Source organism: Rhodococcus sp. (in: high G+C Gram-positive bacteria), assembly GCF_049286785.1.
Taxonomy (GTDB): domain Bacteria; phylum Actinomycetota; class Actinomycetes; order Mycobacteriales; family Mycobacteriaceae; genus Rhodococcus_F.
In genome coordinates, this window is sequence record NZ_JBAQEO010000731.1 from 14,129 (window position 1) to 27,624 (window position 13,496).

A 13,496-nucleotide genomic window follows, 5' to 3' on the forward strand; every position below is an offset into this window, starting at 1 on the left:
CGTCATGTCCTATCGATCGGCGCGGAAGTCGCGTTACACGCATCCCACCAGGTGGACACCCGGCGTCGGGGGCCGGGCTCACGCGTCCGACACGCACATCCCCCACGATCCGCTCCACTGCTGTCCGGGGGTCAGCACCAGCTGATCGATCGCGGAGTTGAACGCATTCGGCGGGCACGTCATCGGCTCGAGTGCCAGTGCGCGCCCTCGCCCCGGATACGACTTCCCGGAGTCCGGGTCCGCGATGAACACCTGGAGCCAGCCGAACTCACGGGCCGCCCACAGCATGGTTCCGGTGCCGTCCGGAGCACGGAGCACGTGCCGGGACCTGCCGTCGGCATCGACGTCCAGTGCACTGAACGGGGTATCGAGCACCACTCCGGCCAGTGACCTGGGGCTGGTGAAGTCGTAGTCGGTTCCGATCACCGCCTGGGAAGCGGCGCTGGGAAGCATCCGTTCGTCGAGGGGCAGTCTGGTGCCCGCCGACAGCCTGAGCGTGCACTCGTCGAGCGGAACGTCGCCGACGCGAACGTACGAGTGGAAACCCATCCCGAACGGCGCCGGGATGGCGCCGGTGTTGGTCGCCGTGTGCGTCACCGTCAGGCCGTCGCGACCGACGGCGTATTCCACCGTCAGGCGTAGCGGATACGGCCATCCCTTGTGCAGCCCGACGTCGATCGCCAGCGCGACGCGGTCGTCCGCCCGGTTCGTCACCCGCCAGTCCCGGCGCCGGACGAACCCGTGACTGGCGTTGCCCAGCACCGGCTCGGTGATCTCGAGTTGATGATCGATGCCGTCGAACACGAAGTGACCGTCACGGATCCGGTTGGGCCACGGCGCCAGGATCAACCCGGCCGACAGCGGCGGCCGCGTCCCCACCTCCCAGGTCTCGGTGAGCGCGCGGGGACCGTGCGGTCCCTCCCATTCGAGCACTCGTAGACCCGCACCGGTCACCGCGATGTCGGCCACGTAGCGGCCGCCACCGAACTCCGCACTGCTGATCCGCACACTCCGGGTATCCGCCCCGTCCGGTTGCGCTCTCGAGACGCGTGTTTCCGAGGACTGCGGTTCACCCATGCATTTCAGTGTGCCCGAAAGTGCCGATAGCGCACAGGACCTGACGTGCGAGCCCTCAGCGGGTGACCCTGTACCGCATCAGGGCCGGGAACGCAGCGGCGGCGATCACCACACCGATCACGACGAGTACGCCGCCCCCTGCTGCGGCCACACCGGTGCCTACCGCCGCCGCCGCGGCGCCGTGCAGAACGTCACCGATCCGCGGACCGCCCGCGACCACGACGATGAACACACCCTGGAGCCGCCCGCGCATGTCGTCGGTGGCCACCTGCTGCAGCATCGTGCTCCGGAACGCCGCGGAGACCATGTCGACAGCGCCACCGAACGCGAGGAACCCGAGCGCAGACCACAGCAGAACGGGACTGTCCCCGGGGGACGCGACGCCGACCACGAGTCCGAAGCCGAGCATTGCCAGCCCCCACAACACGATGCACACGACCACCGCCCGGCCCTGCCGCCGCACCCGCGGAAGCCAGCCCGAGAACACCCCGCCCGCCACGGCGCCCATCGACATCGCCGCGAACAGCAGGCCCAGGGCCAGACCACCCGACGCCGGATCACCGAACGTGTCGTGGGCGATCTGAGGGAACAGCACCCGCGGCATGCCGAACACCATCGCGATGATGTCCACGACGAACGACGCGAGCAGTACCTTCTGCGTCGCCAGGTACGCGAATCCTTCGACCACCTCGCGCAGCCCGGCACGGCGCGACTCCCCTGTCGGCGGGATCGCGGGCAACCTCACGACCGCCCACAGCGTGGCGAGCAGGGCTATCGCGTCCACGAGGTAGAGCGTGGCCAGCCCGATAACGGGAATGAGGACACCGGCCAGCAACGGTCCCGCGATGGCGCCGAACTGCATCACCGTCATGTTCAGGGAATTGGCCGCGGCCAGCTGCTCCGCCGGGATGAGCCGGGGAATGACCGCGCTGCGGGTGGGCTGATTGACAGCAAAGAACGCCTGCTGCAATCCCAGCAGCACCAGCACGAGCCACACGTTGTTCAGTCCGAGGGCCGCCTGAAGCCAGAAGAGCACCGCGGTGCCACCCAGCCCGACCGTGGTGACGGTGAGCAGCTTCCGGCGATCCATGACGTCGGCCAGGGCCCCGCCCCACAGCCCGAACACCACGAGCGGCACCAGCGCGAAGACGCCGGTGAGTCCCACGTACGCCGAACTGCGGGTGATCTCGTACACCTGCTGCGGAACGGCGACGACACTGAGCTGACCACCGATGACGGTGACGATCCCGGCAGCCCACAACCGTCGGTAGTCGCGGTTTTCGAGTGGAGTGGTGTCGGCGAGCAGCTTTTTCACGGCTGCAGGCGCTCCACGTTCCACCGTCCGTCGATCAACGTGGTCCGGATGCGGTTGTGCATCCGGTTCGCCCTTCCCTGCCAGAATTCGACCACTTCGGGGCGGATGAGGATGCCACCCCAGTTCGGCCGCACCGGGATCTCGGAATCGACGTCGAAACGTTCGGCGGCGTGAAACAGGGCGGCGTCCATCTCGGCCCGCGACCCGATGGGCCGCGACTGCTCCGAGGCCCAGGCCCCCAGCTGGGAACCGCGGGGCCTGCTTCGCCAGTACTCCGCGGTGGCCTCTGTACTCACCCGCTCGGCCGGACCGCGGACGATGACCTGGCGGGCGATGGGAATCCAGGGGAATGTGACCGACGCGTACGGGACCGCCGCCAGGTCACGGCCCTTGCCCGACTCGTAGTTGGTGAAGAACAGCACCCCGTCCTCGCTCAGCCCTTTGCAGAGAACGGTTCGAGTGCGGGGACGACCGTCGGAATCGACGGTTCCGAGGGTCATCGCGTTGGGCTCCGGGACCTCGGCCTCCACCGCGTCCTCGAGCCACCGCCGCATGAGCGGTAACCACCCGTCGCTCACATGCCCGACATCGAGATCGGAATCCTCGAACCACCCTTCGCCGGCCTGCGCGCCCTGGTGGCCGTAGCCGACACGCATCGCCGCGAGGTCGTCGTCCACCGGATCCGGCTGCTTCGCATCTCCTGACACAGCCGAGAACGCTACTCCCGGGTACGCACTGATCAACGCTCCGGTGACACCGGCTAAAGTTTGGGAGACCGACCATATCCCTCCCTGATCGCGGCCGTACCGGCAGCGGGACGGCGCCGGAGGGGAAGGGAAGCCGATCGCGCGGACAGATGGTGCCTGCTCATCCTGCATGCACAGTCGCGCGCGATCGCCGAACGCCGAGGCAGTGCCACCCTGACCGGGGGCACTCGAACGAGGAGAGTCCACGAACAATGGCAGCGAGCGCGGCTATACCGGAGGGTTTCGTCAGCGGACTGGAGGGCGTGGTCGCCTTCACCAGCGATATTGCTGAACCCGACAAGGACGGCGGCGCACTGCGCTACCGCGGCGTCGACATCGAAGACCTCGTCTCCAAGCACGTCACCTTCGGCAACGTGTGGGCACTTCTCGTCGACGGCCGCTTCGGTCCCGGCCTGCCCCCGGCCGAGCCGTTCCCCCTGCCCATCCACACCGGTGACGTCCGGGTCGACGTCCAGGCCGGTCTCGCGATGCTCGCGCCCATCTGGGGTTACCAGCCCCTCCTCGACATCGACGACGCCACCGCCCGCGAACAGCTCGCCCGCGCCTCCGTGATGGCGCTGTCCTACGTCGCCCAGTCCGCCCGGGGCATCTATGTGCCCGCGGTCCCACAGAAGCGGATCGACGAGGCCAAGACCGTCACCGAACGGTTCATGGTCCGGTGGAAGGGCGAGCCCGACCCCGCACACGTCGAGGCGATCGACGCCTACTGGGTGTCCGCAGCCGAACACGGCATGAACGCCTCCACCTTCACCGCCCGCGTCATCGCCTCCACCGGCGCCGACGTGGCCGCTGCCCTGTCCGGCGCGATCGGCGCGATGTCCGGCCCGCTGCACGGCGGCGCCCCGGCCCGCGTCCTGCCGATGATCGCGGACACCGAGAAGACCGGCGACGCACGCGCCCTGGTCAAGGGAATCCTGGACCGCAAGGAAAAGCTGATGGGCTTCGGACACCGCGTCTACCGCGCCGAAGATCCCCGCGCCCGGGTGCTGCGCGCCACCGCCAAACGCCTGAACGCACCCCGCTACGAGGCTGCCGCCGCACTCGAACAGGCCGCTCTCACCGAACTTCGGGAACGTCGCCCCGACCGCGCCATCGAGACCAACGTCGAGTTCTGGGCGGCCGTCATCCTCGACTTCGCCGAGGTGCCCGCCCACATGATGCCCGCAATGTTCACGTGTGGTCGCACCGCCGGCTGGTGCGCCCACATCCTCGAGCAGAAGCGCCTCGGCAAACTCGTCCGGCCCGCCGCCATCTACACCGGTCCCGCACCCCGCTCACCCGAGTCCGTCGAGGGCTGGGACCAGATTTCGCACAGCTGACACCGATTTCAGAAATCAGTAAGGAACAGAAAGTAGCGATGACTTCCACACCGATCATCCCCGCAGACCTCCTGCCCGCCGACGGACGATTCGGCTGTGGACCGTCCAAAGTTCGTCCCGAGCAGCTTCAGTCGCTGGTGGAGGTGGGCGCCTCGGTGTTCGGCACCAGCCACCGCCAGAAGCCGGTCAAGGATGTCGTCGCAAGCGTCCGGTCCGGTCTCGCCGATCTGTTCTCCCTCCCCGAGGGATACGAGGTGGTGCTCGGTAACGGTGGCACCACCGCGTTCTGGGACGCCGCCGCGTTCGGTCTGATCCGGGAGAAGTCGCTGCACCTCACCAACGGTGAGTTCAGTTCCAAGTTCGCCTCGGTCGCGAAGAACAACCCGTTCATCGGCGATCCGATCGTCGTGTCCGCGGAACCGGGCAGCGCCCCGGAGCCGGTGTCGGATCCGTCCGTCGACCTCATCGGCTGGGCGCACAATGAAACGTCCACCGGTGTCGCGATTCCCGTGTCGCGTCCTGCCGGTTCGGAGAACGCGCTCATCGCCATCGACGCGACCTCCGGGGCGGGCGGCCTGCCGGTGAACATCGCCGACTCCGACGTCTACTACTTCGCACCACAGAAGTGCGTCGCCGCCGACGGTGGCCTGTGGATCGCGCTGATGAGTCCCAAGGCGCTCGAGCGCGTCGCCGAGATCAAGGATTCGGGACGCTGGACACCCGACTTCCTGTCGCTGCCCATCGCCGTGGACAACAGCTCCAAGGACCAGACGTACAACACGCCTGCGGTGGCCACCTTGCTGCTGCTGGCCAATCAGATCGAGTGGCTCAACAAGCAGGGCGGGCTCGACTGGGCCACCTCGCGTACCGCTGATTCGTCTTCGCGTCTCTACCAGTGGGCCGAGAAGAGTGAATTCGCCACGCCGTTCGTCAGCGATCCCGCGCACCGCTCACAGGTGGTCGGCACCGTCGACTTCGACGAGAAGATCGACGCCGCCCAGGTGGCAAAGATCCTGCGCGCCAATGGTGTCGTCGACACCGAGCCCTACCGCAAGCTCGGCCGCAACCAGTTGCGTGTCGGCATGTTCCCGGCCATCGACCCCGAGGACGTCACCCAGCTCACCAAGAGCATCGACTGGGTCGTCTCCCAGCTGGGCTGAGAACGCGTCGACGTGTGGCGAAACGACGGAGCGTAGCGCGGAGTGGGCCGCGTGCGGCGATAACGGCGCGCGTGTCCTGCGCCGCCAGGTGTCACGGATGAATTACAGTTGGCCCGGTGCATAGTCGCGAGCCGGCGCGATAAGGAGGTCAACGTGCGAGAGCTTCGAGTGATCGGTCTCGAGCCAGATGGTTCGCACGTCGTGTGTGCTGATGCGAGTACCGGCGAAAAATTCCGGCTTCCCGCCGATGACAAGCTCCGCGCAGCGTCCCGCGGGGACATCGCTCGACTCGGCCAGATTGAGATCGAAATGGACAGTCAGCTCAGGCCCCGTGAAATTCAGGCCCGCATTCGTGCCGGCGCCTCCGTCGAACAGGTCGCCGCAGAGGCGGGCATTCCGTTGTCGAAGGTCGAGCGGTACGCGTATCCCGTCCTCCTCGAACGTTCCCGGGCCGCCGAGATGGCGCAGGGCGGGCATCCCGTCCGCGACAACGGCCCCGCGGTTCCCACCCTCGCCGACATCGTGACGCAGGCATTCCGCGCGCGCGGCCACAATATCGATGACGCCGTCTGGGATGCGTGGCGTGACGAAGACAATCATTGGGTCGCGCAACTGCAGTGGCAGGCCGGCCGCACCACCAACGCCGCGCATTGGCGTTACCAACCCGACGCGCACGGTGGCACCATCGTCGCGCTCGACGACACGGCGTTCGACCTCATCGATCCCGACTTCGGGCGTCCGCTCCGCGGATTGGCGCCGGTCGCCTCGGGCGAACCGAAGCAACTCGAGATCGAGGACTACGACAGCGAATTCGACGCGCCCACCATCGAATCCGGTGAGATCGTCGAGCCCGAGACCGCGGAGGAGACGCCGGACGACTCCGAGGCCGCCGAGGAGCCGATCGCACCCAAGGCCACACCTCGTCCCGCCGCAGGCAAGGACAAGCGGGGAAAACCGTCTCTCCCATCGTGGGACGACGTTCTGCTCGGTGTCCGCAGCAGCGGTCGCTGAATGCCTGGACGCGAACCGGACCGGCAAGGCGCTGACGTCGTACTCTTTCAGTAAACCAGCGGAAGAGGGGGATGGCATTGGGGTCGAGGGTATCGACGATCTGGTACGTCGACACCGACGATCCCCTTTCCGTGCTCCGTGAGTATCCTCAACCCGATATCGAGGCGGCAGAGGCACTGGCCGGAACCCTCCACCCGGATCTCGAAGTGTCACTGACGGGCCGTTCGACGCTGTCGTCCGCTGCCGCGGTCACCGACGGCGAGACCGTGTTCATCGGCGCCTATCCCGGGTTGACCGTGGTGTGCAGCGCCGACCTGGCCGTGCCCCGTCCGTCCACACTGCCCGAACGATGGATCCAGGCGCGGACATGCGCCAGAACCTACTATGTGGCGTCCCGGCCCGACATCGAGTGGGGTGCTTTCTCGATGTGGGAGAACGGAACCCTGACTCGATCGTTCAGCGCCACTCCGGTCCACATTCACGAGGATGTGGGCCTTCCGCTGGTGTGGGAGAAACCGTTCTGGGCAGGTGATTTCCCGCTGCAGCATCCGCCCGGGCTGCTGCCTGATCCGCAGTCGCTGCCGTTCGACCCCGGAATGTTCGCCGAGGGCGCCAATCTGGAATGGCTGGGCTTCCGCTACTCCGACACCACGGCGGACACCGCCGTCGACATCGGGGTACTGAGCCTGCACCGCTTCGCGATCCATCCGCCGGGCGAAGGTCCGGTGGAGGAGGCTGTCGAGGCCGCCACTGAACCTGCCGAAACGGAATCGGTACCGACTGTCCCGCCCGCTCCCCCTTCACCGCCCCGCAAGCTCGGCAGACTGCGCCGGTACTTCGGCTTCTGAGGCGGCTACGCAGCCCCCGCGAGCAGCGCCACCCATCCTCCGAGGACACCCGCCGCACCGCCGTAGACCACCCATCGCCAGACGGGCATGATGCGCAGTCGCCAGGCCGTCGGCGCGACTCCGGTCGCCACGACGATTTCCAGGACAACGGCCAATGCGACGTTGATGCGGGCGAGCTGCGATCCGAACGCGATGACCGCGACGCCCACCAGCGCGGCGGCGAATGCGGCGACGAGAATACCGGTGAACCAGGGAGTTGCCTCGGGCTCCGGGGAGCGAGGCGCGTTATCGGGCACCTACCCGCCCGTTCGCACGCGCTCGTAGAACGCCATTGCGGCCGCGGTCGCCACGTTGAGTGAATCCGTGCCCGGTGCCATCGGGATTCGGGCGCGAATGTCGGTAGCCCGCATGGCATGTTCGGTGAGACCCGGACCTTCCGCTCCCAGCAGCACCGCCACCTTCTCCCCCGTCATCGCCTCGGCGAGGGTGACCGCCTCCGGGTTGGGTGTGAGTGAGATCAACTGGAAACCCCTCGCCCTCAACTCTTCCAGGTCGTGCGGCCACTTGGACACGTGCGCGAAAGGCACGCGGAGCACGTGCCCCATCGAGACGCGCACGGCCCTGCGGTACAGCGGGTCGGCGCAGCCCTTGCCGAACACGACGGCGTCTACGCCGAGCCCGGCGGCGTTCCGGAACATCGAACCGAGATTCTCGTGATCGTTGACCCCCTCGAGGACGGCGACCGTGCGGGCGTTCTCGAGAACGTCCGGCAATTCCAGCGGTGCGGAACGGCGGGCAGCCGCCAGCACTCCCCTGTTCAGATGGAATCCCACCACCTCGGCCATGACCTCCGCTGTGGTCCGGTAGAACGGCACGTCGATGTCGCCGAGGTCGTCCGCGAGTTCCTCGAGCCTGCGATCCACGCCGAGCAGACCGATGGGCTCGAAGCGGGACGCGAGCAGACGCTGCACCACCAGCACCCCCTCCGCGATGACGAGGCCTTTGCCCTCGGGCAGGTCGGGGCGCCGGTCGGAGGAGTTGAGATCGCGGAAGTTGTCCAGCCGGGTATCGGCGGGGTCTGTTATGTCGATGACGTGAACCACTGGTCCATCGTGCCGTATGAACACGGCCCCCTGCGCACCACCTCGGACGTCACAGTCCGTCGGTGAACACTGCGAGGTGACACGGCCGGGCCTGATCACGTTGAGCTACAGCGTCTTCCTCAGCCGGCGCAGGCGGGGCGCGGGCCGAACCGCAATCGATCAGACTCCGGAAAACGGTTCCACGTCCACGCGCACACGGTCTCGACAGACCTTGCCGAGGGCCGTGCGCGTATCGAACTCGAGTGCACTCTGCTGATCCGCCACGATGTCGCCGAGCCGGGTGAAGTACTCCCGCGGGGCCATACCGAATTCCACCATGATGTCCTCGGCCGATCCGCCACCGTATGGAAGCCACTGCAGAGCAAACGCAACCATGCGCGCCGATTCGTTCTCACTCGAAGCTCTACTCACCATCCACCGATTGTCCTCGACTCGCGCCGCACTCGCACCCCGGGGAGCATCTCCCGGTGCCTGAGAGAAACGGGTGGCGCCAACCTGTCTTGCATCAGCCCAGCACTCTTCCCGCCCCGGCCCGGAAAACGCGCAATGCTACTCCGAGTCGGCCACGAGGGAGGTCATGATTCCGACCGCTTCGCGGAGAATCTTCAACTGCGGTTCGTCGAGTGCGGACAGCCGCTCGTTCATCCACACTTCACGGGCATGCGTCTCGTCCTTGATCAGCGCCTCACCGGCTTCCGACAGGGTGACGATGATCTGACGTCCGTCCGTGGGATGCGGAGCACGCTCGACCAACCCCAAATCCACCAGCGAGGCGATCACACGGGTCATGGACGGCGGCTGCACCTTCTCTCGGGCAGCCAGGGTTCCGGGTGTCATCGCACCGTCACGGGCGAGGGTTGCCAGAGCCGACAACTGGGTGAGCGACGCCTGAGCGTTGGCGCGGCGCCCACGCAAGTGACGCGTAAGGCGCACGACAGCCAAGGAAAGGTCGCTGGCGAGTGCGCGCGTATCGGTGGTCACCGAAATCACAATACGGGACGGGTCGGCCCGCGTTCAGGTTACTGCCTCGGTGATCGGTCCGACCGCGAAGTAGGCCACGAAAAGTGCCGCCACCACCCACATCAGTGGATGAATCTTCTTGATACCGCCGCTCGCAGCGTTCAGGACCACCCACGACACGAACCCGACACCGATACCGTTGGCGATCGAGTAGGTGAACGGCATGACGACAATGGTGAGGAACGCGGGCAGCGCAATCGAGAACTTGGTGAAATCGATGTCGCGGACCTGGCCGATCATCAGTGCACCGACCACCACGAGTGCAGGAGCGGCCGCCTCGATGGGCACCACCGAGTACAGCGGAGTCAGGAACATTGCGGCCAGGAAGAGCAGGCCCGTCACCACGTTCGCCAGTCCGGTGCGGGCGCCCTCGGCGATGCCCGACGCCGATTCCACGAACACGGTGTTGGACGATGCCGACGCGCCGCCGCCGACGATCGCGCCCGTTCCCTCTACGACCAGGGCGCGGCCCACATTGGGAAGCGTGCCTTCCTTGTCGGTGAGTCCTGCTTCCTTGCCCAGGCCGGTCATGGTGCCCATGGCGTCGAAGAAGTTGGCGAGCACCAGGGTGAACACCAGCAGGCTGGCAGCCAGCACCCCGATCCGGGTGAACGCACCGAACAGGCTCACGTCACCGACGAGACCCAGGTCGGGCAGGCTCGCGAACACCTCCGGAACGACGGGCACACTGAGATTCCAGCCTTCCGGGCTCACACCCCGCGACGGCCCGACGTCGGCGACGGCCTCGATGATCGCGGCCAGCACGGTGGTGACCACGATGCCGATCAGCAGTCCGCCACGAACCTTGCGCACCACCAGAATGCCCATCAACAGCACGCCGAAGACGAAGATCGCAGTGGGCCACTCGGCGATGGAACCACCGATGCCGAGTCCCACCGGCACTGTGGTGCCCGCGATGTCGGGAATTCGCGTGACGAACCCGGCGTCGACGAAACCGATGAACGCGATGAACATGCCGATACCGGCAGCGATGGCGGACTTCAGTTCGGTGGGAATGGCATTGAACACCGCGGTCCGGAACCCGGTGAGCGCCAGCATCACAATGATCACACCGTCGATCACCACCAGGCCCATGGCCTCGGGCCACGTCACCTGGGGTGCGATCGTGACGGCGAGCAGGCTGTTGATGCCCAGGCCCGCGGCGATCGCGAACGGATAGTTGGCGATCACGCCGAAGAGGATGCTCATCAGGCCAGCCACCAACGCCGTCACCGCGGCCACCTGGCTGACGGGGAGGATGTTGCCGAGCACGTCGGTCTTGGCGGCGGCGTCGTCCGCCGAGAAGCTGCCCAGGATCAGGGGGTTGAGGACCACGATGTACGCCATGGCGACGAACGTGACGACACCGCCTCGAACCTCCGCACCTACCGTCGAACCACGCTCGGTGATCTTGAAGTAGTTGTCGAGAAGTTTCGGAGGTGCAACACCCATGTCGTTTCAGTCCCCATCGCCAGTAGTCGCGCGCGTCGCTAAAGGAGATTAGGGCACGGGAGCGGGGGTAACGTCATGTCCGTGAACCAGACGGCACAGCTCCCCACCCTGATTCGACGCCTGGCCGACCCACGACCTGCACTGATTGTGGGAACACTTGCCTGGGCGGTGGCGACGGCCGTGGTGATCGTCACGGGCGACCGCTGGCCGGATGCGCTCCCGACGTGCATTGCTGGAGTGCTCGTCGGCTTCCTCGGTTACGGATTGTTCGCGTTGCAGCGGCGGGCGGCGAGGCGCGGCAACAGGGGGGCACAGCAGGGTCTGCTGTGAGCCTCGAGCGGCTCTGCTCAGCCCCCGCCCCGGTCGCCCAATGTCACACACGTTCCGTCTGATTGAACGAATGTCGCATTGGGCGAAGTGAGCGGGTGCGGGTGCGGGTGCGGAGGATCCAGAAGGCCGCCCAGAGCGCGCCGAACACCCACCCGGCCAGGACGTCGGACAGCCAGTGCGCGGCCAGGTAAACCCGCGACAGTCCCACCATCAGCGTGTAGAGCAGCAAAAGCACCACGGTCACCAACCGGACGTACCGCGGTAGGTCGGTTCGGAAGATCACGGCGGCGAGGACACCGACGAGGACTGCCGTCATCATGGCGTGACCCGACGGGAACGAGTGCGACGCGATGTCTACGAGCCGCTCCGGGGTGGGGGGACGCTGCCGTCCGAACAGAGCCTTCAGCAAGCTCATCACCGCCCAGCCCGACAGCATCGCACCGGCCACGAGGAACGCATCCCGGTCACGTCCGCGCCGCAGGAGAACGATTGTCGCGACGATGGACACGATCCACGCCGCGATGGTTCCCCCGCTGTGCGTGATCACCGTGACGACGTCCACCAGCCACCCGGTGCGGTCGGTCACCACCACCTCGAAGACGTTCTGGTCAACGGTCATGGGACTCCGACCAGTGTGTGGTGCCGTCCCCGTCAACCCAGCAGGGCACGACGACGTCGGTGTCGACCACCGCACCGGCGAGTGTCACCGTGAGCCGTGGATGGACGAGGATCTTCCCCGTCGGGACCGGCCGGCCGAGGACCGTGAGAGCGAGGACGACAGAAGGCTCGCGGTCCCAGGAGGTTTCACGTCCCGCACTGGTCACCACTCCTCGAATCGTCGCGGACGCGCAGGAGATGTCGAGCAGATCGGCCAATGCCTCGGCGGTGTCGAGGCTCCCCACGACAAGTCGCTCGGGCGGCACCACGGCAGCGAACCACGGCTTGTCGAGAACGAGCGCGTCACGGGGATCCACCAGCGCCCCGGTGAGGCTGCGCACGCGTTCGGGCAGATCGAGATCCTCGAGGTCGAGCACCTGGGCGGCGTCCGCGGCCGCCAGCAAGCTGTGCGTGCGCACCGTGACGGCGGGCGTCGGATGGCGGAGCGGGTCCGCGAGCCTGTCGAGGAGCAGCTGCGCGAGTTCGGGCGAATCGACCACCGACGGTGCCAGCGCGGCGGCGAACACCGACGACTCCGGATGGTCCGCGGCGTCGAGAAGTCCGGCGAATGTGCCGTCTCCGGGTTCAGCCAGCAGGCCCAGCACCTGGCCGTCCAGCTCGGCGTGACGGCGCAGCCACCAGGCGGTGTAGCCGCCGCGATCGGCGAGGAGGGGACGAGTCGACGGATCCTGCGCGAGCATGGTCAGGGCCTGCCGCCAGTGGTTCTCGTCGACCAGATCCAGATCGCGGACGGCCTCGATCGCGTCGGGGTCGTCGTCGAGTGTGTCCCACCACAGGTCTTCGTCGTCGAGGTCGTGGTCGGGTCCGGTGGGCAGTTCGGCGCGGAATACCGTGAAGCCCCAGCCCACCCCCACCGCACGGAGCGCGTCCTCGCCCACGCGCTCGGCGAACGCGGAATCGACACAACTGAAGGGCGAGTCCTCGACGAGAACGTCCGCGAGAGGTGCACCCGGCAGCAGCAATTCGTCCGCGCCGCGCAGCTCACCGTCGACGTCCGGCAGAAGTAGCTGTCCCAGCCACGACGGCAGAGTGCCCGGCTCGGCCCGGCCCGCGAGGGCCAGCACCACCGCAGCCAGTTCCTCGGCTTCGGCCATGTCGTCGTGCCCGAGGTCCTCGATCTCGGCACGAAGCGCCGGATCGGCGAGAAGATCTGCCGCCGTCGCCGTCTTGGCGCCGAGCCGGGACAGCAAGGGGTGCGCGGCGTCCGGGTGAACGAGCCGGGTCCAGTGGACACCGAGTATTCCGTCGATGTCGTGGCCCAGCAGCACTGTTCGCGGACCGGTCACGGTGCGGCCGTCGGCCAGCGGAACCGGGATCGAGGCAAGTTCTTCGGCGGCGAGCGCATCGACGGCGAGTGGTTCCAGAGCCGCGTACAGACGCCGCCACCACTCGGGTTCGTGCTGGATCCCACTGAGC

The 13,496-nt window shown here is 67.1% G+C and carries 14 protein-coding genes and 1 pseudogene; 5 read left to right on the forward strand and 10 right to left on the reverse strand.

All coding sequences use genetic code 11. The features are described from left to right. Positions 1-78: 78 nt before the first annotated feature. Genes WAW17_RS26535 through pdxH form a run of 3 tightly spaced genes read right to left on the reverse strand, consistent with a single transcriptional unit; the run spans position 79 to position 3,099 of the window. Entirely contained in the window at positions 79-1,077 is a 999-nt protein-coding gene (locus WAW17_RS26535) for an aldose 1-epimerase family protein (protein ID WP_422335850.1), read from the reverse strand. Positions 1,078-1,132: 55 nt separating this feature from the next. Then, the gene (locus WAW17_RS26540) at positions 1,133-2,392 is read right to left on the reverse strand and encodes an MFS transporter (RefSeq protein WP_422335851.1); all 1,260 of its coding nucleotides are present in this window, start codon (positions 2,390-2,392) and stop codon (positions 1,133-1,135) included. After that, positions 2,389-3,099, reverse strand: a complete 711-nt coding sequence (gene pdxH / locus WAW17_RS26545; protein WP_422335852.1) for a pyridoxamine 5'-phosphate oxidase — start codon at positions 3,097-3,099, stop codon at positions 2,389-2,391. Before pdxH ends, WAW17_RS26540 begins: the two co-directional genes overlap by 4 nt. A 251-nt stretch (positions 3,100-3,350) precedes the next feature. On the opposite strand from pdxH, the gene WAW17_RS26550 reads away from it, so the two are divergent. From WAW17_RS26550 to WAW17_RS26565, 4 genes are all read left to right on the forward strand, one after another. Then, positions 3,351-4,478: a citrate synthase 2 gene (locus WAW17_RS26550; RefSeq protein WP_422335853.1), complete on the forward strand. Its 1,128-nt coding sequence runs from the start codon at positions 3,351-3,353 to the stop codon at positions 4,476-4,478. Positions 4,479-4,516: 38 nt separating this feature from the next. Next, positions 4,517-5,638 carry a phosphoserine transaminase gene (serC, locus tag WAW17_RS26555; RefSeq protein ID WP_422335854.1) on the forward strand — a complete coding sequence of 374 codons (1,122 nt, stop codon included), beginning with the start codon at positions 4,517-4,519 and terminating at the stop codon, positions 5,636-5,638. A 153-nt stretch (positions 5,639-5,791) separates the two neighbouring features. Beyond that, on the forward strand, positions 5,792-6,649 hold the full coding sequence (gene sepH, locus WAW17_RS26560; protein ID WP_422335855.1) for a septation protein SepH: 858 nt from the start codon (positions 5,792-5,794) through the stop codon (positions 6,647-6,649). Positions 6,650-6,720: 71 nt separating this feature from the next. Continuing rightward, positions 6,721-7,497, forward strand: a complete 777-nt coding sequence (locus WAW17_RS26565) for a DUF6928 family protein (RefSeq protein ID WP_422335856.1) — start codon at positions 6,721-6,723, stop codon at positions 7,495-7,497. Positions 7,498-7,502: 5 nt separating this feature from the next. On the opposite strand, the gene WAW17_RS26570 is transcribed toward WAW17_RS26565, so the two are convergent. The 5 genes from WAW17_RS26570 to WAW17_RS26590 form a co-directional block, all read right to left on the reverse strand. Then, positions 7,503-7,793, reverse strand: coding sequence for a DUF2537 domain-containing protein (locus WAW17_RS26570; protein ID WP_422335857.1), 291 nt, complete (start codon positions 7,791-7,793; stop codon positions 7,503-7,505). Beyond that, a complete protein-coding gene (locus WAW17_RS26575) occupies positions 7,794-8,600 on the reverse strand; it encodes a TrmH family RNA methyltransferase (protein ID WP_422335858.1) in 807 nt (268 codons plus the stop codon). It lies immediately after the preceding gene. Positions 8,601-8,759: 159 nt separating this feature from the next. Beyond that, positions 8,760-9,014 (reverse strand): DUF3263 domain-containing protein, encoded by a 255-nt coding sequence (locus tag WAW17_RS26580; RefSeq protein ID WP_422335859.1) that lies wholly within the window; start codon positions 9,012-9,014, stop codon positions 8,760-8,762. A 135-nt stretch (positions 9,015-9,149) separates the two neighbouring features. Continuing rightward, on the reverse strand, positions 9,150-9,581 hold the full coding sequence (locus WAW17_RS26585) for a MarR family winged helix-turn-helix transcriptional regulator (RefSeq protein ID WP_422335860.1): 432 nt from the start codon (positions 9,579-9,581) through the stop codon (positions 9,150-9,152). A 33-nt stretch (positions 9,582-9,614) separates the two neighbouring features. Next, the gene (locus WAW17_RS26590; protein ID WP_422335861.1) at positions 9,615-11,072 is read right to left on the reverse strand and encodes an NCS2 family permease; all 1,458 of its coding nucleotides are present in this window, start codon (positions 11,070-11,072) and stop codon (positions 9,615-9,617) included. An 81-nt stretch (positions 11,073-11,153) separates the two neighbouring features. Here WAW17_RS26590 and WAW17_RS26595 point away from each other — a divergent pair, with 81 nt between their 5' ends. Further along, complete coding sequence (locus tag WAW17_RS26595) at positions 11,154-11,402, forward strand: DUF2530 domain-containing protein (RefSeq protein ID WP_422335862.1); 249 nt, start codon at positions 11,154-11,156, stop codon at positions 11,400-11,402. A gap of 43 nt (positions 11,403-11,445) precedes the next feature. On the opposite strand, the gene WAW17_RS26600 is transcribed toward WAW17_RS26595, so the two are convergent. Continuing rightward, positions 11,446-12,021 carry a phosphatase PAP2 family protein gene (locus WAW17_RS26600; RefSeq protein WP_422335863.1) on the reverse strand — a complete coding sequence of 192 codons (576 nt, stop codon included), beginning with the start codon at positions 12,019-12,021 and terminating at the stop codon, positions 11,446-11,448. Further along, positions 12,011-13,496: pseudogene (locus tag WAW17_RS26605) on the reverse strand (ATP-binding protein); the annotation flags it as partial. The gene WAW17_RS26600 and the pseudogene WAW17_RS26605, both read right to left, overlap by 11 nt.